General features: G+C 63.4%; 17 protein-coding genes. 6 read left to right on the forward strand and 11 right to left on the reverse strand.

Translation table 11 applies throughout. The annotated features are described in order from the left end of the window. Positions 1 to 9: 9 nt before the first annotated feature. A protein-coding gene (locus B8784_RS14325; protein WP_143435295.1) for an IS3 family transposase occupies positions 10 to 1,148 on the reverse strand; the annotation gives its coding sequence in 2 pieces (ribosomal slippage) (positions 10 to 890 and positions 890 to 1,148; 1,140 coding nt in all). 113 nt (positions 1,149 to 1,261) lie between these two features. Between B8784_RS14325 and B8784_RS14330 the strand changes: the two genes are divergently transcribed. Beyond that, positions 1,262 to 2,464, forward strand: coding sequence for a PQQ-dependent sugar dehydrogenase (locus tag B8784_RS14330; RefSeq protein ID WP_084398644.1), 1,203 nt, complete (start codon positions 1,262 to 1,264; stop codon positions 2,462 to 2,464). Between the two features lie 66 nt (positions 2,465 to 2,530). On the opposite strand, the gene B8784_RS14335 is transcribed toward B8784_RS14330, so the two are convergent. The 6 genes from B8784_RS14335 to B8784_RS14360 all read right to left on the reverse strand — a co-directional run bounded on the left by B8784_RS14335 (position 2,531) and on the right by B8784_RS14360 (position 11,199). Beyond that, positions 2,531 to 3,619, reverse strand: a complete 1,089-nt coding sequence (locus tag B8784_RS14335; protein WP_084398629.1) for a transporter — start codon at positions 3,617 to 3,619, stop codon at positions 2,531 to 2,533. Between the two features lie 59 nt (positions 3,620 to 3,678). Then, positions 3,679 to 4,095, reverse strand: coding sequence for a hypothetical protein (locus B8784_RS14340; RefSeq protein WP_084398630.1), 417 nt, complete (start codon positions 4,093 to 4,095; stop codon positions 3,679 to 3,681). Positions 4,096 to 4,114: 19 nt separating this feature from the next. Continuing rightward, positions 4,115 to 4,855: an RluA family pseudouridine synthase gene (locus tag B8784_RS14345; protein ID WP_199288586.1), complete on the reverse strand. Its 741-nt coding sequence runs from the start codon at positions 4,853 to 4,855 to the stop codon at positions 4,115 to 4,117. A gap of 120 nt (positions 4,856 to 4,975) precedes the next feature. Further along, the gene (locus tag B8784_RS14350; RefSeq protein WP_143435513.1) at positions 4,976 to 8,125 is read right to left on the reverse strand and encodes a TonB-dependent receptor domain-containing protein; all 3,150 of its coding nucleotides are present in this window, start codon (positions 8,123 to 8,125) and stop codon (positions 4,976 to 4,978) included. Positions 8,126 to 8,461: 336 nt separating this feature from the next. Then, positions 8,462 to 9,508, reverse strand: a complete 1,047-nt coding sequence (locus B8784_RS14355) for a DUF3667 domain-containing protein (RefSeq protein ID WP_084398633.1) — start codon at positions 9,506 to 9,508, stop codon at positions 8,462 to 8,464. Between the two features lie 26 nt (positions 9,509 to 9,534). Continuing rightward, on the reverse strand, positions 9,535 to 11,199 hold the full coding sequence (locus B8784_RS14360; RefSeq protein WP_233356155.1) for a peptide ABC transporter substrate-binding protein: 1,665 nt from the start codon (positions 11,197 to 11,199) through the stop codon (positions 9,535 to 9,537). Positions 11,200 to 11,306: 107 nt separating this feature from the next. On the opposite strand from B8784_RS14360, the gene B8784_RS14365 reads away from it, so the two are divergent. Further along, on the forward strand, positions 11,307 to 11,837 hold the full coding sequence (locus tag B8784_RS14365) for a hypothetical protein (RefSeq protein ID WP_143435515.1): 531 nt from the start codon (positions 11,307 to 11,309) through the stop codon (positions 11,835 to 11,837). A 145-nt stretch (positions 11,838 to 11,982) separates the two neighbouring features. Here the strand turns inward: B8784_RS14365 and B8784_RS14370 are convergent, their stop codons facing one another. The 3 genes from B8784_RS14370 to B8784_RS14380 form a co-directional block, all read right to left on the reverse strand. Further along, the gene (locus B8784_RS14370) at positions 11,983 to 12,633 is read right to left on the reverse strand and encodes a redoxin domain-containing protein (protein ID WP_084398636.1); all 651 of its coding nucleotides are present in this window, start codon (positions 12,631 to 12,633) and stop codon (positions 11,983 to 11,985) included. Positions 12,634 to 12,636: 3 nt separating this feature from the next. Beyond that, the gene (locus B8784_RS14375) at positions 12,637 to 14,781 is read right to left on the reverse strand and encodes a protein-disulfide reductase DsbD family protein (protein ID WP_084398637.1); all 2,145 of its coding nucleotides are present in this window, start codon (positions 14,779 to 14,781) and stop codon (positions 12,637 to 12,639) included. 483 nt (positions 14,782 to 15,264) lie between these two features. Next, the gene (locus tag B8784_RS14380; protein ID WP_233356156.1) at positions 15,265 to 16,092 is read right to left on the reverse strand and encodes a SapC family protein; all 828 of its coding nucleotides are present in this window, start codon (positions 16,090 to 16,092) and stop codon (positions 15,265 to 15,267) included. A 118-nt stretch (positions 16,093 to 16,210) separates the two neighbouring features. Between B8784_RS14380 and B8784_RS14385 the strand changes: the two genes are divergently transcribed. Beyond that, the gene (locus tag B8784_RS14385; protein ID WP_084398639.1) at positions 16,211 to 18,082 is read left to right on the forward strand and encodes a DUF885 domain-containing protein; all 1,872 of its coding nucleotides are present in this window, start codon (positions 16,211 to 16,213) and stop codon (positions 18,080 to 18,082) included. A 3-nt stretch (positions 18,083 to 18,085) separates the two neighbouring features. Here B8784_RS14385 and B8784_RS14390 read toward each other — a convergent pair whose 3' ends face one another. Further along, positions 18,086 to 18,448, reverse strand: a complete 363-nt coding sequence (locus tag B8784_RS14390; protein WP_143435516.1) for a hypothetical protein — start codon at positions 18,446 to 18,448, stop codon at positions 18,086 to 18,088. A gap of 373 nt (positions 18,449 to 18,821) precedes the next feature. Here B8784_RS14390 and nadA point away from each other — a divergent pair, with 373 nt between their 5' ends. The 3 genes from nadA (at position 18,822) to B8784_RS14405 (ending at position 20,956) form a co-directional block, all read left to right on the forward strand. Then, positions 18,822 to 19,970 carry a quinolinate synthase NadA gene (gene nadA, locus B8784_RS14395; protein ID WP_084398641.1) on the forward strand — a complete coding sequence of 383 codons (1,149 nt, stop codon included), beginning with the start codon at positions 18,822 to 18,824 and terminating at the stop codon, positions 19,968 to 19,970. A gap of 75 nt (positions 19,971 to 20,045) precedes the next feature. After that, positions 20,046 to 20,501: a hypothetical protein gene (locus B8784_RS14400; protein ID WP_084398642.1), complete on the forward strand. Its 456-nt coding sequence runs from the start codon at positions 20,046 to 20,048 to the stop codon at positions 20,499 to 20,501. Continuing rightward, positions 20,498 to 20,956, forward strand: coding sequence for a hypothetical protein (locus B8784_RS14405; protein WP_084398643.1), 459 nt, complete (start codon positions 20,498 to 20,500; stop codon positions 20,954 to 20,956). The genes B8784_RS14400 and B8784_RS14405 overlap by 4 nt, the downstream gene beginning before the upstream one ends. Positions 20,957 to 20,999 lie beyond the last annotated feature (43 nt).

The raw sequence follows: 20,999 nt of genomic DNA on the forward strand, positions 1-20,999 counted from the left end.
TAGCGGCGTTCATGCCGCTACCTCCCCACAGTAAGGCGGTATGAACGCCGCGGGCAAGATGGCTTGTGGCGCGGGCGGTCGGTAGCCCAGAGAAGAGTGCGGACGCGCGGTGTTGTAATGCCACCGCCAGGTCTCGATCAGGACTTTCGCCTCCCTGAGATCATAGAAGATTTCCCTCGCCAACAACTCGTCTCTGAGCTTGGAGTTGAAGCTCTCGCAGTAGCCGTTCTCCCAAGGCGAACCGGGTTCGATATAGAGCGTCTTCACGCCGATCCGGCCAAGCCACTCGCGCAGGGCCGTGGCGATGAACTCGGGGCCATTGTCGGAACGGATATGCTCCGGCGGGCCATGATGCACGAACAGTTCGCCCAGCGTGTCTAGGACATCGCGGGAGTTGAGCTTGCGTTCGACACGAATGGCGAGGCATTCGCGAGTGAACTCATCAATCACACACAGCATGCGGAACACCTTGCCGTCATGCGTGCGGTCCTGAACGAAGTCATAGGACCAGACATGGCCCTTGTGCATCGGCCTCAGCCGGATGCAGGAGCCGTCATTCAGCCAGAGACGGCCTCTCTTTGGTTGTTTCATTGGCACTTTCAGCCCTTCACGCCGCCAGATGCGATACACCCGCTTCTCGTTCACATGCCAGCCATCCCGTCTCAGCAGGGCCGTGATCCGGCGGTAGCCATACCGGCCGAACCGTTCAGCCAGGGCGATGATGGCCGCTGTCAGCACATCCTCGTCCTGGCGTGGCACACGCGGCTTGCGCTGGGTGGAACGGTGCTGGCCGATCACGCGGCAGGCCCGGCGCTCGGTTGCGCCGAGTGTCTCCACCACATGATCGACCGCCTCGCGCTTGCGTGAAGGGCTCAGAACTTTCCCTTGATGACTTCCTGCAGGATCTGGTTGTCGAGGGTCAGATCAGAAATGGCGCGACGCAGCCGCGCATTCTCCTTCTCGATCTCCTTCAGCCGTTTGGCCTGGCCAACCTGCAGCCCGCCATACTCCTTGCGCCACCGATAGTATGTCTGTTCCGTCACCCCGATCGAACGCACGGCCTGACCCGTCGTCTCACCCCGCGCGAGGCGGACCTCCACCTCCCGCAGCTTCGCTATGATCTCTTCAGGCGTTGATCTCTTGCCCATGTCTCAGCTCCATATCTGAAGCCGGAACTAACTCAAATAATGGACCACTTTCGTGGGGGCAGACCAACATAGCTGAAAGATTGATGTTCCACCCGACGACCAGGAAGGCTTCCATGTCCCCCACCCTTTTCCGCACCGTTTTCGTCTCGACCTCCGCCCTCGCCCTGTGCGCAGGCGCCATGGCACAGGAGGGCGAGTCCATGAGTGTCACCGGCACGGAAGGCACCGAGCTGACCGCCACGCCGCTTGAAAGCTTCGACTATGGCTGGGCGATGACCTTCCTGCCCGATAGCCGCGCGCTCGTGAGTGAGCTTACCGGCAGCCTGTGGCTGCTCGACGAGAATGGCGCAAAGCTGGGCGAGATTTCCAATGTGCCGGACACCGAGATGCGCAATCAGGGCGGCCTTGGCGACATCATCATCCATCCGGATTTCGCCACCAACAACACCGTCTTCCTGTCCTATGTCGAGCGCGACCCGGACGATGACACGCTGAGCGGCGCCGTCGTGGAGAAAGCGACGCTGACGCTCACCGAGGACGGCGGCAGCCTGAGCGACCGCGAAAAGATCTGGGAACAGTCCCAGAAGGTCACCGGCAACGGGCATTACAGCCACCGCCTCGCCATCGCGCCCGATGGCAACCTCATCATCACCTCCGGCGAGCGCCAGCATTTCAGCCCGGCGCAGAACATGGAGATGAATCTCGGCAAGATCATCCGTGTCACGACCGATGGCGAGCCGCTGGAAGACAATCCCTTCTATGGCAATGGCGCCGTCGCCGACACGGTCTGGTCGCTGGGCCACCGCAACATGCTGGGCGTGGCCTTCGATGGCGACGGCCAGCTCTGGGCCCACGAGATGGGACCGAAGGGCGGCGACGAGCTCAACCGCATCGTGAAGGGCGAGAATTACGGCTACCCTTACGTCTCGAATGGCGAGCACTATAATGGCAAGCAATTCCCGGCGAACCATGACGAGAACCCGATTTATGAGAACCCGGCCATCTCCTGGACGCCGGTGATCAGCCCGGCCGGCCTGATTATCTATGACGGCGGGATGTTCGGCGACTGGCAGGGCGACGCCTTCATTGGCGGGCTGTCCTCGAAGGCGCTGATCCGCGTCGAGTTCCAGCAAACTCCGCTCGACAATATGGGCTCCGGCGGCACGTCGGAAACGATGGAGACCACCGCGACCGAAGCCGAGCGCTATGAATGGGACAAGCGCATCCGTGAAGTCGAGCAAGGCCCGGACGGGGCGATCTATGTCCTCGAGGACATGGAAGGCGGGCGCCTGATCAAGCTGACGCCGGCAGGCTAGGCCCCGTCACCCGCATCGGAAAAAGAGCAGGAAGGGCCGGCAAAACCGGCCCTTCCTTTTTTATCCTTACCAGGCTTTCTGCCAGCCGACCGTCAGGGTCAGGTCGGTTTCAAGCTGCGGGCCGTTGAGGTCGCGGTAGAGCGGCAGGCCAAGTTCGAAGGCGAGCCGCTGGCCGTGCAGAGCCCCGCTCTGGCCGACAAGGTTCACCCCCGCCAGCGCTTCCAGCGTGTCGCCGCCATAATTGTCCGGATCGGCACTTTGCACCGGCGCCATGATGGCCGGGTCGATACCGTCGATCTTGCCCTGCGTCACCGCTTTCAGCCGGCCGGACACCGAGATCCAGGGCTGTGGCTCGAAGGCCGCCCAGGCGGTGGCTTCATAGCGGTCGCCGAGCGAATAGCCTTCATCATTCTCATCGAGCCGGATCGTCGCCCCGCCCTGCGCGCCGAAGCTCCACTGACCGGCATGCTGGCGGAGGGTGAGCGCCGGTTTGATATCCCAGGTGCCGGAGCCGAGCTGCATGGCATAGGGCATGCGCAGGGTCGGGCGCATGTTCATCGGGCTCAGCACCTCGCTCGTTTCGTCAATCGAGCCGGTCGGGATCGAGACGCCGATATTGAGGTTGATCTGCCGGTCCGGATCGGAGCCGTCATCGAGGCCGATGATGGCGGTAACCGAGCTGTCGCCGAAACCTTCGGATTCGGCGGTGAACCGCCCGAGACGGTCGGTGCCCATGCCGCCCTGATAGGTGATGTGGGTCATCTCGCTGGAGAGCCAGTTGACCATGCCCATCAGGGTGACGCGGTCTGTGAGGCCATACATGACGCCCGCCATGTGCATGTTCATCGTCATGTCTTCGGGCACGACCCGCAGGGTCGGCGGCATCATGGGCTGGCCGGCAAAGCGGTTGGGCACCGCGGTCGCGATCTCGTCGGGCGAGAGCGTGTCGGTTCCGTCGCGATTGCCCTCCATTTCCATACGCATATAGCGATAGGAGAGCATCCACCCGCCCTTGCCGTGGCGGTGGTCGCCCATCACCCCGATGGGGGCGTGATCCTTGGCGTGGGGGGCGGTGGCGTCGTCTTCATGCGCGAGCGCCGGTTGCGCGGTGGCACAGGCGAGCACGAGGCCCGCCAGAAGTGTCTGGTGTTTCATTGGATTGGGTCTTTCGAAAAAACAAAAGGGTCCGGCCGCGCCATGAGGGCGCGCCGGGCTTAGAGGTGTCTTTCGAAAACGGCGGGCGGGCCGTGCGGCGGCGCGCCCGGCCAGATGGAGTAGACGATATGGCTGCGGGCCCGCGGGGCATCGACCGCCGGGGCTGCCACCGGCTGGACCGGTTTTGGCAGGGCCGGTATTTCCGGCACGAGCGGCGCGCTGATCAGGCACGGCCCGCAACAGCTGTCGTCGGTCGCCTCGATCGGCTGGCCGTCGCCGAAATCGATGGTGACGGTGCGCCCGCCATGCGCGCCGCACAGCCGGACCTCGACCGTGTCGCCCGCCGGGACGATGAGGTGCGCCTGCGCCCCGTTGGTGGCATAGGCGGTGATGCCCAGCCACAGGATGAGCGTCCGCAGCGCCAGATGGCGCAGAGGCCGCACGTGGTGGACAAGAGAGCGGACAGGCCGGACCATGGCCGTCTTTTCGGAGATTTCAGCCCGCCTGGCTATTGAGCCCAAGTGTCACAGCGAGGCTCTCGAAATCTTCCGGCAGCGGCGCCGACAGGGTCAGCGTCTCGCCATCGGGATGGGCGATGACAAGCCGGGCGGCATGCAGCATGAGGCGCGGGGCCGAGAGCTTGCCGCTGCCATAGATGCGGTCACCCAGGATCGGGCAGCCGAGCGCGGCCATGTGCGCACGGATCTGGTGCATCCGCCCGGTCACGGGTTTCGCCTCGACAAGGGCATGCACGCCGTGGCGCGACAGGACCCGCCAATGCGTTTCGGCTGTCAGCGCACCCTTCTGCCCCTCCCCGGCCGGCACCATCTTTTCGCGCCCGCCCCGGTCGGACGGCACCTTGCGCAGCGGGGTCTCGATCGTGCCCGCATCGGCCTCGGGCAGCGCGCCGGAGACAAGCGCGAGATAGGTCTTCTGCGTGCGGCGCTGGGCGAACTGTTCGGAGAGATGGGCTGCGGCCGGCTGGGTACGCGCGACGATGAGAACCCCGGACGTGCCGGAATCGATGCGGTGGACCAGGCGCGGGCGCTTGCCATTGGATTTCGCGAAAGTCCAGAGCAGGAAGTCGAGCGACTTGCCGCGCCCGCCTGCGATCTGCACGGCCAGGCCCGGCGGCTTGTTGAAGGCCAGGACCTTGTCATCCTCATGGATGAGCAGGGACCGGATGAAGGCGGCATCTTCCGGCTTCACATGCGGGATGGGGCGATTGCGGGTCACAGCGATGGCTCCTAGCGGCTGCGCCGCCTGCCCGCAACAGAGACCGGCTGGGGCGCGGGCAAAGAAAAAGGGCGGTCCGAAGACCGCCCTTCCCATTTCGTTTCGAAGTGTCCGGTTGGACTAGAAGTCCACCGTGGCACCCATGAAGACGTAACGGCCCAGCGCGTCATAGACTTGCGGGTAGGTGTTGCCGTTACCCGGCGCCGTGCCGACAACCGACGACAGCGGCGGATCTTCGTCCGTGACGTTGTTCACGCCAGCGCGGACCGAGACGTTCTCCAGCAGCTGGTAGCGGCCGGACAGGTCGAGATAGTTCTGCTCGTCCAGCGTGCCGTTGATGCCGGAACCGTCGGAACCGTCGAGGGTAACCTCGTCATAGTAACGCCACGTACCGGTGAGCGACAGCTTCTCCTGGGACCAGGTGAGGCTGGCCTTGTGGCGCCATTCCGGGTTCGCACCCGAGCCGAAGTTGGACTGGCAGCGGCCGCCGTAGAGACCGGCACAGTCGAACTTGCCGCCGACTTCCACGTCCGGAAGCGGTTGCACTTCGAGGCTTTCCAGCCAGGTACCGACGAAGTTGAAGTCGAAGATACCGATACCGCCGGCGTCGTAGACATAGTTGGCCAGGACATCGACACCGCTGGTCTGGATCTGACCGGTGTTGATGTTGGTCGCTGTTATGAAGCCACTCTGATTAAGCCACAGTGTGCCACCATCACCCCGGTTAATGAGAGAACAGAAATACTCGTCGCCCGTCTGCGCACAGGTATCAAGCGCGAGCTCCTGCGGAACCGTGTTGATGTAGTCCTCGACCGTGATGTCGAAATAGTCGACGGAGAAGGTGAGGCCATCAATGAAGCTCGGCGTGGCCACGAAACCGATGGTGTAAGTGTCCGAGGATTCCGGTTCGAGATCCACATTACCACCGGTCAGCGTGTTGAACTGCCCTGCTGAGTTATCAAGGATACTGCCATACTGGCCAGGTGTAACGCCGGTATTGGCGCATTGGGCCGCAGTATATTCCGGGCTTGGCCCGGCGCATGGATCATAGAAGCCAGCATCGTTTTCCGTCAGGTCAAACAGGCCGATGCTTTGCGTGGCAAAGAGTTCGAACACGTTCGCGGCCCGAACGGCACGCTGGTACGACGCCCGGAAACGAATGTCCGTGGACGGCGCATAGTCGAAGCCGATCTTGTAGGCGTCACTATCGGTCTCCTCATAGAAGGACTTACGATAGGCCAGGTCGAAACCGAGGGTCTCGATGCCCGGACGGTCCTGGATGAGCGGGACGTTGAGCTCGCCGAAGATGTCGACGACGTTCTGCGAACCGCTGAGCCCCGTGGTCGGACCGCCCTGGCCTGCACCGTCGCCGGTGAGGAAGCCGACATCCGGATTGGAGTCAATTGTGTCACGGCGATACTCGGCACCAAGCGCGAAGCCGGGCGCATCGGTCGCCATCGGGCTCTGGATACCCAGCGAGTCGCCGAGCGAACCGAAGACCTTGGCATTGATGATGGTCTGCGTCGTTTCACCGTCACGCAGCAGTGGAACGGTCAGATAGTCGAACGCACCATTGGTGACCGGCGCCCCGGAGTAGATATCCAGCGGCACACAGGCCGGATCGTCATTAGTCGGATCATCGTCAACATTAACGTTACAGACAGGTTCCCCAGTGTCAGGATCCTCAACGACATAAAGCGCCTTCTGGATACGGCTGACAGACAGGTCGTTGTTGTAAACTTCCGACCGGTGGACATTGGCATAGCTAGCCGAGATGTCATAGCCGATGCCGGTGTCTTCCAGATCGCCCCGGATACCCATCACGCCGCGCCAGGTGGTGTGGCGGATGTCATTGTTCCGCGGGCCGGCCTCAACTGCGCGACGCAGCGAGGTAACTGGCACGATGTCATTAGGCCCAAAAGTCGCATCTGGCAGACCATCGAAAACCGGTATGGTTTCCTCGTTCTCGTCCAGGATAGGCGCTCCGTCAGCATCCCGTTCGATATCGATCGCACCATCAGGAATATCTCCACAAAGGAAATTCTGTTGTTGCGAACTAAGGAAGGGATTATCGCAGTTGATACCGGTACCACCGTTAACACCATACCCGAATACGCCCGACGGAGCGATTTGCGAGTTGGTGCGGTTATCCATGAACATCAGCTCCGAATACGCCTCGATGTTCTCGGCGATGTCGTAACGGGCGAAAATACCGAAGTTATAACGCTCGTTCGGACGCTGATAGTGGTTGAACGGGTTGAAGTTGAACGTGTCGGTGACGTTGTTCCGGTCGATGAACTCGCCGGAGCCGTCAGGATTGACACGCGCAGAGTTTGCGCCATTTCCAAGCACATAGTTTTCTGGATCAGTATTTGCCAGGTTCGTGAACTCGTTCGTGGACGAGCCCGAGCAGGTGAACTCGGAGCCTTCATTGCGCGTGCCGAGAGCACATTGCGCATAGTCACGGTCGCCCTGCAGAACTTCGTTGGTGTTCTGATAGCCGGCGAAGCCCATGATGTGGCCGCGGCCATTGTCGAACTTGCCACCGAACATGGCGGTCACGTCGATCGCTTCACCATCGACCGTGCTGCCGGACGGCACGCTGAACTGACCCGGGTTGAGGGCCGAGAATTCCTCGAGCAGCGGCTGCAGTTCACCGTCATTGTTGTGCTGGTAGAAGGAGTAGTTCGTGTCGACACGAACGCCTTCGAAGTCATCGTTCAGCACGAAGTTCACAACGCCGGCAATAGCGTCAGACCCGTACGTCGCGGATGCACCGCCGGTCAGGATGTCGACCTTCTCGACGAGCTGCGACGGAATGAAGTTGATGTCGGCAGCCGGCGTGTTCAGCGAGCCGTAAGGCAGACGGCGGCCGTTCATCAGAACCAGCGTGCGCTCGGAGCCGAGGCCGCGCAGGTTGACGGATGCCGTGCCGGTCGCACCGTTGGCCAGGTTCGAGCCCTGGGCGCCGAATGCCTGCGGCAGCGTGTTGACGATGTCTTCCGCGCGAAGCGCGCCACGGACATCAAAATCTTCAGCACCGATTTCCGTGACCGGGCTGGTTTCCACCATGTTGCCCGATTGCGGAATCAGCGAGCCGGTCACGACAACCGTCTCCTGGCGTGCTTCTGCCTCTTGAGCAGCCGCCGGCGCATCGTCGACCCGCTCCACGTCTTCCTGCGCATTGGCAGGCATGGAGAACATGGCCATCGCCGCGCCTGCGAAAACCGCAGACGAAAGCAGATGCCTCTTGAGTGTGTTTCTGTTCACTGTGGAACCTCCGATTAACTCTCACCACAAATGAGATGCCCCCGTGCCGTCGGATTCGGAGCATAAACTCCTCCTCTTCCGTCACGTGGAGCAAACTGTTTGCCGTGAACCCCGACGCCCACGACATGAATGGCACGCTCGAAACTTTGGGGTGTGAGGTCAACGGAAAAACCACCGGGGCTCGTCACATTATTTTCAAAGTGTTGCCTTCTTGTCTCACAATGCCGCTTTTTATGACAAAATTCCCTTTTTCCTGAACGCTTCATGCGTGAATTCCGCCTAAAAAGGGGGCAGTCTTGCGAGCGTTTCAGATGAAGCGGGGCATATCTGCCTCTGCTAGATCGACAGGGCGCTGGCGATCAGGACGCCCACCATCAGGAAGGACAGGGACACGATCCAGAAGGTGCAGAGCAGCACCATCCTGATGAAACTCATGAAGAATCCCGTGCCATAGGCCCCGCGCAAGCTGAGCAGGACATAGATTGGCATGGCGATAAAGAAGATGCCGGACGCGGTGCCTGCGCCCGCCACGAGGCTGAGGCCGATCACCAGCGTTGAAACCAGATACATCCAGGAGTGCAGGTGCAGCGCGTGGATCGCGTGGTCGTAGATGTAGAGGCGCCGGTGCCAGAAATACATGATCGCCAGCGCGAGCATCGTGAAGGGCACGAGCAGCAGGCTGAGCCGCGGGGCCCAGACCTCCACGGCGGAGAGAAAGAGTTTCGGATTGTCCGCAATGCGCTGGAGGCGGTCGGCCACCGCCTGGGTGTCGGCGTCGGCCGCGCCGGCAGGCTCGTCCGGCGTCCCCTCTTCCGGTGCAGGATCGGTGGTGTCGGCGGGCTCGCTTTCAGCCGCGGCTTCATCGCCGCCGCCCGCTTCGCGAATCAGTGCTTCGAGCCGGGCCTCGTCGAGCGTGCCATCGGCCCGCAACACCTCGTTGCGCAGCGTGGCCATCTCCTCGTCGCTCAGTGCCTCGCCGTCGACGCTCGCATTGGCGACATTGATCCAGTCGACACGCTCCAGGAAAGCGAAGGCGACGAGGTAGAAGATAAGGCTGGACAGGAGGAAGAGCCGGAAAGGCGGTACATAGCGCGCGCGCTTGCCCTCATTGTAGCGCCGCGTCAGCACGCCCGGGCGGAACATCAGCAGGGGCAGCGTGCGCCAGACCCGGCTGTCGAGGGCGAGTGTATCGCCAATGCTGTCGATGACGAGCGAGAGGAAGGGGCGGTGGAAGCTCGCCGCCAGCTGGCCGCAGCTTGGGCAGAAGCGCTGCTCCACCGGCGCGCCGCAATTGCGGCAGGGCTGGCCCGACAGGTCCGCCTTGCCGCCCGAGGAGAGACCGCCCAGCGAGGCGGCCCCTGCGGTTTCAAGCTCGTTTGTCATCGCCCTCCCCCGATAACAGCGCCGGCCTAGTCGTCCAGCGAAGCGTCAGCGACCTCGTCGCTGCCACCCTCCAGATCCTTGCGGCACATCCAGCGCGAGCGGTGATTGTCCTGGGCGTTCTCCTCCCAGCCGGTAATGTCGGGATCGACCAGGTTCTTGGTCACCTGCACCCACATCGGCGTGATCGGATAGTCTTCCAGCATCAGCTTTTCGGCTTCGGCGAAGATTTCCGCACGCTCTTCAAGATCGCGGGTCTGGCTCGCCTTGGACAGCAGCGCATCATATTGCGGGTTGCTGTAGCGGCCATAGTTCTGCTGGCCGGTGTCGGATTCCAGCAGGTAGAGGAAATTGATCGGATCGTCGAAGTCGGCAATCCAGGCGCCGTCGGCCACCTCGAAATCGGCCTGGCGCAGGCGGGCATAGAGCACTTTCGTATCCTGCTTCAGGATCTGGGCATTCACCCATGGCGCAATGTCTTCCCAGTTGGCCTGGGCGACGGGGGCCACTTTCGGATTGTCGTCGGTCGAACGGTAAATAAACTCGAAGGTCAGCGGATTGTCCGGGCCGTATCCGGCCTCCTGCAGCAGCGCACGGGCGTCTTCGAGACGCGCCTCGCGGCTCTTGTCCATGAAGCTCACTTCCGGCCGCTCGACATTGTAATTGCTCATCTTCGGCGGCACGAAGCTGTAGGCTGGGACGTAGCCGGGCGTCAGCACCTTGTCGACGATGAACTCCCGGTCGAGCGCCAGGGCGAGCGCCTTGCGCACGCGCACATCGGTGAACGGCTCCTGGCTGGAATTGAAGGTCCAGTAGGTGGTGACGAGACCCGGCGTGGTGCGCACCCAGCCCGGGAAGCGTTTCTTCAGCTCGTCGACACGTCCGCCGTCGAAGCCGTTATTGATGTCCATCTCGCCGGCCTCGATCTTGCGCTCGACGGCGGCCGAGTCCTCAAGCTCGTAATAGGCCACCCGGTCGAAGCAGACGCTGTCGGCCTCGCTGAAAAGCGGGTTCTTTTCGGAGACGATCTGGTCGCCCGTGCGCCAGTAGGCGAGCTTGTAGGGGCCGTTGACCTCGATGTTCTCCGGCTGGATCCAGGATTCGCCATACTGTTCGACAATGTGCTGGGGCACCGGATAGGTCGTGTAGTGCGTTAAGAGGCCCAGCAAGTAGGGCGCGGGCTCTTCCAGCGTAATCTCGAAGGTGTAGTCGTCGATGGCGCGCACGCCGAGCTCTTCCGGCGGCAGCTCTCCGGCATTCACCTCCGCGGCATTCTTCACGATGTAGAGCAGCGAGGAATATTGCGAGGCAAGTTCCGGGTCCTGGATGCGACGGAAGGCATAGACGAAATCTTCGGCCGTCAGCGGTTCGCCGTCCGACCACTGGGTCTCCTTCAGCTTGAAGGTCCAGGTCAGCCCGTCCTCGCTCGTCTCCCAGCTTTCCGCGACGCCCGGGATCGGCTCATTGTCGGCAGCCGACTGCATCAAGCCGGTGAACATGTCGGAGATGACGATGTTCTCCCATTTCGCCGAGGAGCGGTGCGGGTCCAGCGTGTCGACCTTGGCGGAAATCCCGCGGCGCAGCACAGCCGCCTCGTCGTCGCCGCCGCCACTGCCGCCCCCGCCGCAGCCGGCCAGCGTGAACACCATCGCCGCAGCCGCAGCGCCGAGAAGGGACGTCTTGATTGATTTCATCATATGTTTCCGTGACTTTTGCTGACAGTCATGTCTCGTCATACTGTTTCAGACGAGGCTGCTCTTGGGAAGAGAGTGCGGCAGAGCCGAGCAGGAGAGGAAGTAAAATGAGACAAAGTTTGCTCATAAGTGGCGCGATCCTGGGGATGATATTGCCAGCAGCGGCCGAGGAAAGCCAGTCGGCCTCGACGGCAGAGGTCTATGCCTGCGCCGATATCGCGAGCGACAGCGAACGCCTCGCCTGTTACGACGCCGCCGTCGGGCGGCTGAAATCGGCCGAGCAGGCCGGCGACGTCGTCACCGTGACGCGCGACGAGGTCGAGCAGGTCAAGAAGGAATCGTTCGGCTTCTCCATTCCGAGCCTGCCGAAATTCGCCTCCTCCATGTTCAGCGGCGATGACGGGGACGACAAGCTCGACGAGATGACGGTGCCAGTCACCCGCGTCTCACGCGCGCACAGCGGCGATTTCATCGTCTATCTCGAGAACGGCTCGGTCTGGCAGCAGATCGACACCAAGTCGGTCTTCTATTCCGAGAAACGCGGTGTGGAAACGGCGACGGTCAAATCCGCCGCGCTGGGCAGCTACCGCATGCAGCTGGACGATGGGGTCTTCTTCCGGGTGAAGCGGATCCAGTAGCGGCCCTTTCCCGTCAGCGCTCTGAAACCGGTGCCGTCCCATGGCTTGTCCATGGGGTCCATTTCCGCTGTCTTCATCCTGGCCGCACAGGCTGGAGATTGGCACCACGGATAAACCGGGGTGAGGCACCCGACATTCAATCGACCTAGTATTTCACCGAGCAGCCATAAGGCTTGGACGAGGCGACCTCGACCGGCTCGCCGGCCTCGACCGCATCGAGCGCGGCGCGGACATAATTGTCAGCCCTGTCGATATCCTCCACGCGGGCCGAGCGGATCGAATCGATCGCGCCGGCATAGGCGATCTGCTGGTCGCCCTTGATGACGAACATGTGCGGCGTGGTCTTGGCATCATAGAGCCGCCCGATATCGCCGGACGGGTCCAGGATCACATGGTCCGGCGTGGCGTCGCGGCCGGCATTGATGGCGTCGGCCTTCTCGCCGGACACATGGCCCTGCTTGCCGGGCGCCGAGGAAATGATCTGCAGCCAGACGACCTCATCGGCTTCGGCCTCATCCTGCAGGCTCTGCATGTTCTTTGGCGGGTTGGAATAGTGCTTCTGCACGAAGGGGCAGCCATCATTGGTCCATTCCAGAACGACTGTCTGGCCGGAGAAGTCCGACAGCGAAACCGTCTCGCCGTCAGACGTCGTGCCGGTGAAGTTCGGCGCAGTCTCACCGGGTTCGGCGGCGGGCGATGCTTCCGCCGAGAAGGCGATCAGGGCCCCGGCGCTCAGCGCCACGGCGGCGGCCATGCCGGAAGCGAGGCCGAGTTTTCTGCGGGTCATGGTCAGCATGGATCAGTCTCCTTGTTGGTCGCGCTCAAGCGACGCGGTCTCGAAGGCGCCGAGCTTGCGCTTCATCATGCCCGGATTGAGCAGCGTCGGCAGGACCTCCGGCTCGCTCGCTCCCGGACCGTAGAGAAGGTACATCGGCACGCCCGGGCTTCCGCGTTTCTTCAACTCTGCCGCAATGTCGTCGTCAGGTCTCGTGAAATCGGCGACAAGGAAGGTCACATTCGCGTCAGCCATGGCGCGCAGCACGTCCGGCTTGGTCAGCGTCGTGCGCTTGTTGACCTGGCAGGTCGCACACCATGAGGCGGTAAAGTCCACGAAGACGCCCTTTCCTTCCGCCGTCAACTCATCGACGCGGGCCGGCGACCAGGGTTCCGGCGTGACGCTCGCATAGGATTCGCTCTCGCCCTCTTCCGGCCCCTCCTGCAGGCCGGTGACGATGGGCCAGCCAATCGCGAAAACACTGAGGGCGGCGCCGAGCGCGAGGACGGGTGCCTTGAGCTTGCCGCCCGACACGCTCATCAGCCAGACGCCGAAGGCGAGGATGACGGCGCCGAAGGCGGTCGCCCCGGCAGCCGGGTGATTGCCGAGCACGGTGACGAGCCAGGCCGCCGTCAGGAACATCGGAAAGGCGAAGGCCTGTTTCAGCCGCTCCATCCAGGCGCCCGGTTTGGGCAGCACGGTGTGCAGGCCGGGCACGAAGCTGAGGATCAGGAAGGGCAAGGCCAGGCCGAAGCCAAGCATCAGGAACACCGCCATGACGATGGGCCACGGCTTGTCGATTACCGCGCCGAGCGCGCCGACGACAAACGGGCCGACGCACGGCGCCCCCACAACGGCGGCCAGAACGCCGGTGAAGAAGGCGCCCGCATTGCCGCTTCTGGAGGCGAGCCCGGAGCCGGTGTTCTGCATCGAGGTGCCAAGCGTGAAGACGCCGAGCAGCCATAGCCCGATCAGCACCATGACCAGCGCGAGCCCGGCGACAACGGCCGGATATTGCAGCTGGAAGCCGAGGCTGACGAACTGGCCGGCCGCACGCAGGGCGAGGAAGACCCCGGCCGTGACGGCGAAGGACAGCACGACACCGACTGTGTACCAGACGCCATGCTCGCGCAGGTGCGCCTTCTCGCCCCTGGAGGCGGCCTGCACCATGCCGATCGCCTTGATCGACAGCACCGGCAGCACGCACGGCATCAGGTTGAGGATCAGCCCGCCCAGCAGCGCCAGCGAAAGCAGCGTGACCATCATGCCCGCGCTCACACCGCTCGTGCCGGCCTGTCTGTCGGAGGCGGCGATGCCGCTCGTGCCCTCAAGCGGGTCGCCCTGTTCGGCGCTCAGCGCGAAGGCGATGCGCTCGCCCTCTTCCGGCGTGATGGTGATGACGCCGGACAGGGTCTCCGGCGGGCTGTCACTCGCTGGCGTCAGCGTCAGCTGCAGCCCGTCGGCGCCGAATTCGCCCGGCTGTTCAGCGGCGTGCTTGATGTCATGGGTTTCCGGGAAGAAGCGGGCCTTGCCGCCCATGCCGGCAACCTGTCCGCCCGTCAGCGAAAGCAGCCAGGTCTCGCCCTGCTCGCTCAGCCGGGCTTGGCCTTCAAAGGCCGGCGGCACGTCTTCAAGGGCCCCGGCGATCTGGTCGGCCTGCTTCACATTCGGCACCTGCCGGCTGCCGAGATCGAGCACGGTCTCGATCTCGACCGATTCCGGAATGCAGATGTCCTTGCAGATCAGATAGTCCAGCGTGCCGCCGAACCGCATCGTCTCCCCGGCCCCTTCGGGGATCTTGACCGGGAATGGCAGGACGACGCGGTCGTCATAGCCATAATCCATGATCTCGCCCTCCACGACCTCGATCGTGTGGGGCACCGGCCATTCGATGGCGCCGATCTCGTCTTCCGGCAGGCTGGTCGCCTCGTCCCAGTACATCGCCGGCGGGATCCCGGCATCGCCGGCATTCTTCCAGTAGATGTGCCAGTCCTCATCCAGCTCGAAGCTGAAGCCCAGCCAGACCGTCTCGCCGGGCGTCGCCACTTCGCGCTCGCTGATCAGCTCGACGCGCGCATGGCCGCCATCGACCGGCTCGGCCAAGGCCTTGCCCGCCACGGAAACCAGCGCCAGCAGCGCCACGAAACAGAACCTGGTTAGAAACGGCATCCAGCACCCATAGCATGTTCATTCCGATCAAGTGGGAAGGCATATGGCCTCAGGCGGGCTGTTGTGAAGCACCTCGCCAAAACGTGAGGGACATGCCAACCGGCGCTGAGGCTGTTGCAGTCAGGGCCCGGACGAGGATCCGACAGCGATCCGCCCCGCTAATGTGGATTAAAATTATTCCGGTTTGCCCCCGCCCGCTTGTTGTACAAGGCGATGGCCGGTGCCATGTCTTCTGCACAAGCCGGGCCCACTGTCTGGCTCAAACAACAGGCTAAAACATGTCGGCAACTCTTGCGAGTTCGCTCGCACTCGCCTTGGCGCTCATCGCCAGCGCGGTCATCCTTGCGGGGCTGACGCGCACTTTCGGCAGGATCCGGAAGACGCCGAAGCGCTAAACATCGACCATCCCAAACAAGAAAACCCCCGGCCAAACGACCGGGGGCTTTATGATTCTGCTTCCCCTTCTGGCGGGGCGGCCCGACACTAGATCTGCAGGTTCGGGCCGTCGGATCCGCCCTGCGGCTCGGCCGGGGCTTGCGGCGCCTGCTGGCGGACGGCGCGGTTGATCACGCGCGACCAGTTCAGCAGCGAGATGATGTGCGCATAGCAGGCGGCCAGGATGCCTTCGCGGTGCAGCTGACCCAGCTGCTCATCGCTCAGCGCATTCAGCTTCTGCTCGTCGACAGCCCAGTATTCGGCCACACGCTGCTGCTCGCCGGACGGGTTGCCCGTCGCATCGCGCGGCTGGAAGGTGGCGGTCTTCTGCGAGAAGACGCCAAGCTCGTCCAGGCGGCGTACGAACTCCGTCGTGGAGCGGCGCTGACGCTCGAATTCCTGGCAGAACTGCATGGCGTTGTTGGTATACTCGGTCGGCTGGCCGTTCTCGAAGAAGGGCACGTCCGGACGGTTCGAGACCATCGGCGCATCGCGGTCGACGCAGAGAAGCAGGCGGTCCTGGCTCTGGTCGTTGGCGAAGACGAACGGATAGCGCCGGGCAAAGGCCGGGACGTAGAAGTCGCTGTCGACCGTGCCGTCAGCCTGGACAAACAGGTTCTCGTTCTGGCGCACACCCATCGCCCCGACCGGCGTCTTTTCCTCACCGACGAAGATGACCGGATAGGAGGTCGAGGCCAGCCCGAATTCGTTGACCGTCAGCGGCACCGCATGCGCCTTGCCAAGAAACGCGAATGGCTTTTCCATCTGCTTCAGGCCAAGTCCGCCATGCTGTTCAGCGGAAAGCGGCTGCGGGTTGGAATAGAAGAGCACCTGTCCGCTAAGTGCGGGGCCCTGCGAAGGCTGAGTGTTTTCCACGAGGAGACTCCTGTTGATTGACGGGCGCGGTTTACCGGATATGCCAGTGAGCGACAACCGCACAACAGCGGTTAAGCTGCGACTGTGAACAAGGTGTCATGAAGCGGTGCGGAACAGAATGATCCGATCCCTGAGCATTTTCGGCCAAAGGCCTGTATCCCTTGGCGTTTTGACGGCGTGCCTTGTCACCGCCTGCGCCCCGGCCGTGAACGAGGACGGCATCGCCCGGCGCACCGTGCGCGAGATCAATTCCGTCTTCCTCGACACCGCCATTACCGAGCTCGCCTTGTCGCCGGAAACCGCGACACGGCTCGGCATGGAGGAGTCGCGCCTCGGCTTCACCTTCAACCAGCGCCTCGACGACCGCTCACAGGCCCGGTTCGAGCGCACACGGCTGATCCGGCTGGAGCTGCTCGACCGGCTCACCGACCTGCCTGCCCTGCCCGACGATAGCGGGCTCGGCCGCCATCTCGATGTCATCCTGGCGGAGTATCGCGACCTGACCCGGCTCGAGGCCTATGGCTTCGGGCGCTACGGGCCCGGCTATGCCCGGCCCTATGCCGTCGACCAGCTGAGCGGGGCGTGGACCGACGTGCCCGACCTGCTCGTCTCCAGCCAGCCGCTCGCCAGCCATGACGATGCCGAGGACTATCTCGACCGGCTCGCCGCCCTGCCCGGCGCCATTGCCGACGAACGCCGCCGGCTGATGTCGGACGCCGACAATGGCATCATCCCGCCCCGCTTCGTGCTGGAGCGTCTCGAGGCGCATCTGCGCGCCTTTACGCGCCAGCCAATCGACGCCCACCCGCTCCTGCAGAATTTCGGCAATGTGGTCGCCGGGCTGGAGCCGGAAGACGGGCGCACCGCCAATGATTATCGCGGCGCGGCCGTGCGGGTGATGCTGGACGATGTCATCCCGGCCTACACCGCCTTCGCCGACGAAGTCGCCGCGCTGGCCGCGCGCGCACCTGAAACGCCGGGGCTCGGCAATCTGCCCGACGGCGAGGCCTATTACCGCGACGTGCTCGCCTATTACACCCAGCCCGGCGCCGATCCGGACTTCCTGCACGAGACCGGCCTGACGGCGGTCGACCAGATCACCGCCGAGATCGCGCATGAATTCGACACGCTCGGCCTGACGGCCGGCTCGGTGACCGAGCGGCTGGCGCGGCTGTCGGCCTCCCCCGGCCAGCGCTATGAGGCGACCGAGGAGGACCGGGCCGCTGTGCTCGCCCTGCTCGACGCGGAAGCCGATGCGGCCTGGGCGGCGATGCCGGACATCCTCGACACGCCGATTGAGGACACGCTTCTGGTCACCCGCATGCCGGCCTATCGCGAGGCGGTGTTCACCGGGGCGGCCTATGTGCCGGCCACCGCGAACGGCTCAAGCCCCGGCCTCTTCCAGATCAATCTGCGCGACATGGCCGACTGGCCGCGCTTCACGCTGGCCACCCTGCTCCACCATGAAGGCGTGCCCGGCCACCATATCGAGAGCGTGATGACGTCGAAGCAGACGCGGCTGCCGCTGCTGCGCCAGATGATCTGGAACACAGCCTATGGCGAGGGCTGGGCGGTCTATGCCGAGGACCTCGCCGATGCGAACGGGCTTTACGCCAATGATCCGCTGGGCCGGATCGGCTATCTCCAGTCCATCCTGTTCCGCGCCGCCCGGCTGGTGGTCGATACCGGCATCCATGCCAGGGGCTGGAGCCGCGAACAGGCCGTCGACTATCTTGTCGAGACGACCGGCCTGCCGCGCGATGCGATGGAGCGCGAGGTGGCGCGCTATGCCGTCTGGCCCGGCCAGGCGGCGGCCTATTTCGCCGGGCGCGAGCGTATCCTCGACATGCGCCACCGGGCCGAGGCCGTGCTGGGCGGACGCTTCGACGCGGCCGCCTTCAACACCGCCCTGCTGACCGGCGGCCCGCGCCCGCTGGCCCTGGTCGAGCAGGATGTCGAAGCCTGGTATGACGACATCCTGCAGCCATGAGCCTCAGGCGGCCATCTGCGCCGGCGGCGCGGTGAAGGGTGCGGGCTGAGATCCGGGAGAGATTGGCAGGACCGGACTCAGGCCCGCTTCGAGATCGGCCATGAGGGAACGGCGAACCTCGAAATTCTTTTCTTCGTGAACGAAAATGGCGCTGGCGCCATAACGGGCGGCGTCGAGCTGCGCCCAGATCGGCTGGACATCGTGCATCCGCCCGGTCATCTCGACCATGCGGATGATGCGCCAGCCATAGGTATCCGGGGCGGCAAAGAGCGCCACGCCCGCGCGGCGCGCCCAGTTGCTCTCCAGACCCATTTGCGTGAAAACCGTGGCGCGGCCGGACTGACCGCAGAAACTGACCTTTGCCATGATGTTCTCCTTCCGTTCCGAAGACTCATATTCCCTCTTTGTTCTCATGACCAGAGCTTTTTGGTAAATGAAATCTTAATTTCAAAACAAGGCTTTGACTCTGCTCGGAATCTTTTTTGGCCACCCCGTTCCAGGCCCGGACCGGCAGCCGGCCGCATCCTGTAGCGGCGGCGGGCCGGAATGAGAATATCGTCATAAATCGGACACGCCCCTTGCCAAACGCCGATGGCGGGTCTAGATCGGCTTTTGCTCACCCGGCCTAAAAGGGCGAGTGGTGTTGCGAATTCTTCCTTTCCATCCCGAAGGGTCTTGAATTCGCGGCTCTGAATACCCAACTAATGCTCATATTGAGCAAAAGCATGGAGGACAAACCATGGCCAGACTGATTGATTCCGGACCGGGATGCCCCACCCCGACGCCGATGCGCGCGCAGAACGCTGCCGAGGCGCGCGGGCTGGCCTATGACGATGCGGTCAAGGCCGAGACCGACGACCTGTATCCGCTGGTGTCCGACTTCATCACCCCGATGGAATGGCCGGGCATTGCGCCGCTGGTCGCCGAGATCAACCGCGTGAAGAAGGCCAAGAACGCCGTCATCCTCGCGCACAATTACATGACGCCGGACATCTTCCGCCTCGTCGGCGACTTCCGCGGCGACTCGCTGGCGCTTGCCCGCGAGGCCGCCAGCACCGATGCCGACATCATTGTCCAGGCCGGCGTGCACTTCATGGCCGAGACCTCCAAGATCCTCGCGCCGGAAAAGACCGTGCTGATCCCGAGCCTCGAAGCCGGCTGTTCGCTGGCCGCCTCGATCACCGGTGCCGATGTGCGCCTGATCAAGCAGAAGTACCCGGATTATCCGGTCGTCACCTATGTGAACACCACCGCCGACGTGAAGGCCGAGTGCCACATCACCTGCACCAGCTCGAATGCCGCGCAGGTCGTGGAAGCGATCGCGAAGGAATGGAACTCCGACACCGTCATCCTGGTGCCGGACCAGTTCCTGGCGCGCAATGTCGCCGCCCAGACCGATATCCGCATCATCACCTGGCCGGGCGCCTGCGAGGTGCACGAGCTGTTCTCCGCAGACGATGTGAACCAGCTGCGCGACGCCCACCCCGGCGTGATGATCCTCGCCCACCCGGAATGCCCGCCGGATGTTCTGGAAGCGGCCGACTTTGCCGGCTCCACCGGCGCGCTGGCGAGCTATGTGAAGGACAACAGCCCGAACAAGGTCGTCCTGCTCACCGAATGCTCGATGAGCGACAATGTGGCGGCCGAGAATCCGGGCGTGAACTTCATCCGTCCGTGCAATCTCTGTCCGCACATGAAGCAGATCACGCTCGAGAACATTCTCGACAGCCTCACCAGCATGGAGCATGTGGTCGAGATCGACGAAGACGTCCGTGTGCGAGCTAAGACAGCCATCGACGCAATGCTGGCCCTGCCCAAGACGGAGAAGCCGCTGGCCTTCGAAACCGGCCTCAAGCCGAAAGAGATCGAGGTCTTCACAGCGGAATAACGCCTTGAAGTCGCCGTCTTGACAGGGTTTCCTTCAGGGCAAGCCTTCAACCCTTCCTCCCGGGAGCTGCTTGTGATGCGTCTTGCCCTGATCGCCTGTCTCGCCATCCTGATCCCCCTGTCCGCCCCGGTGGCAAGCGCCACCGAAGGCAAGGACTCAAGCGATATCCTCGGCAACTGGACCTTCCAGACCAAACCCTACCGGGAGGGCCAATGCCTGATGACCGGCACGATGCGCATCACCCCCAACGAGGAAGACGGGCTTTATTCCTGCGAGCTGACAGCGGTCGAGGTCTGCTCCATGTGGGGCCGCTCGGTCGTGCTGCAGCAATGCGAGGCCAGGCGCATCGGCGACCAGCTCACCATCCGCTCCGAAATCGACCAGTTCCTGGAGTCCAAGCTCGAAGGGCTGGTCTATGTGCCGGACAATTTCGCCCTGACCATCCAGAGTGCAAAGCGCATGTACGGCTCCCTCATCTCCGCGGCCACTGCGCCGGCCATCTTCATTCGGGCCGAAGAGGGCGTGTCATGAGCCGGCGCGTCCTGTCCTCGCTTCTGCTGGCCGCAAGCCTCGCCCTGCCGGCCGCCCACGCGCAGAGCGACCAGCCCGAACTGCCGCCGAACCTCGCCGGGCTGTGGACCTTCGAGGCCAAGCTCAACCGGGTCTGCCAGTTTCACGGCCAGGCGCGCCTGACACCGACCGGCGATCCGGCGCGCTTCGGCTGCGAGCTGACCGCCGAACAGGACTGCCCGTCGCTGGACGTGCATTATGTCGTCGAACAGAGCTGCACCGCCGTGATCACGGAAGACGAGACACTGCGCGTGACGTCCACCATCGAGACCTTCCTGCAGGGTCCGCCGAGCCGGAACTATCTGCCGGACAATTTCGATCTCGAGATCCGCACCGCCTCGCATCTTGAAGGCCTGCTGGTCGGCCCGGATATCTATCCCGCCGAATGGCGCCGGGCGGAAGGCGCGATATCCTGATGGGGCACAGGGGCTGATTTCATGACGCACACCACCCGTCTCG

Origin of the sequence: Henriciella aquimarina (assembly GCF_002088975.1) — a bacterium.
GTDB lineage: Bacteria > Pseudomonadota > Alphaproteobacteria > Caulobacterales > Hyphomonadaceae > Henriciella > Henriciella aquimarina.

Bases quoted from the DNA above. Each gene is read 5' to 3' on its own strand.
- B8784_RS14330 (WP_084398644.1), top strand. From the start codon at position 1,262: ATGTCCCCCACCCTTTTCCGCACCGTTTTCGTCTCGACCTCCGCCCTC.
- B8784_RS14335 (WP_084398629.1), bottom strand. From the start codon at position 3,619: ATGAAACACCAGACACTTCTGGCGGGCCTCGTGCTCGCCTGTGCCACC.
- B8784_RS14340 (WP_084398630.1), bottom strand. From the start codon at position 4,095: ATGGTCCGGCCTGTCCGCTCTCTTGTCCACCACGTGCGGCCTCTGCGC.
- B8784_RS14355 (WP_084398633.1), bottom strand. From the start codon at position 9,508: ATGACAAACGAGCTTGAAACCGCAGGGGCCGCCTCGCTGGGCGGTCTC.
- B8784_RS14360 (WP_233356155.1), bottom strand. From the start codon at position 11,199: ATGAAATCAATCAAGACGTCCCTTCTCGGCGCTGCGGCTGCGGCGATG.
- B8784_RS14365 (WP_143435515.1), top strand. From the start codon at position 11,307: ATGAGACAAAGTTTGCTCATAAGTGGCGCGATCCTGGGGATGATATTG.
- B8784_RS14370 (WP_084398636.1), bottom strand. From the start codon at position 12,633: ATGCTGACCATGACCCGCAGAAAACTCGGCCTCGCTTCCGGCATGGCC.
- B8784_RS14375 (WP_084398637.1), bottom strand. From the start codon at position 14,781: ATGCCGTTTCTAACCAGGTTCTGTTTCGTGGCGCTGCTGGCGCTGGTT.
- B8784_RS14385 (WP_084398639.1), top strand. From the start codon at position 16,211: ATGATCCGATCCCTGAGCATTTTCGGCCAAAGGCCTGTATCCCTTGGC.
- B8784_RS14390 (WP_143435516.1), bottom strand. From the start codon at position 18,448: ATGGCAAAGGTCAGTTTCTGCGGTCAGTCCGGCCGCGCCACGGTTTTC.
- nadA (WP_084398641.1), top strand. From the start codon at position 18,822: ATGGCCAGACTGATTGATTCCGGACCGGGATGCCCCACCCCGACGCCG.
- B8784_RS14400 (WP_084398642.1), top strand. From the start codon at position 20,046: ATGCGTCTTGCCCTGATCGCCTGTCTCGCCATCCTGATCCCCCTGTCC.
- B8784_RS14405 (WP_084398643.1), top strand. From the start codon at position 20,498: ATGAGCCGGCGCGTCCTGTCCTCGCTTCTGCTGGCCGCAAGCCTCGCC.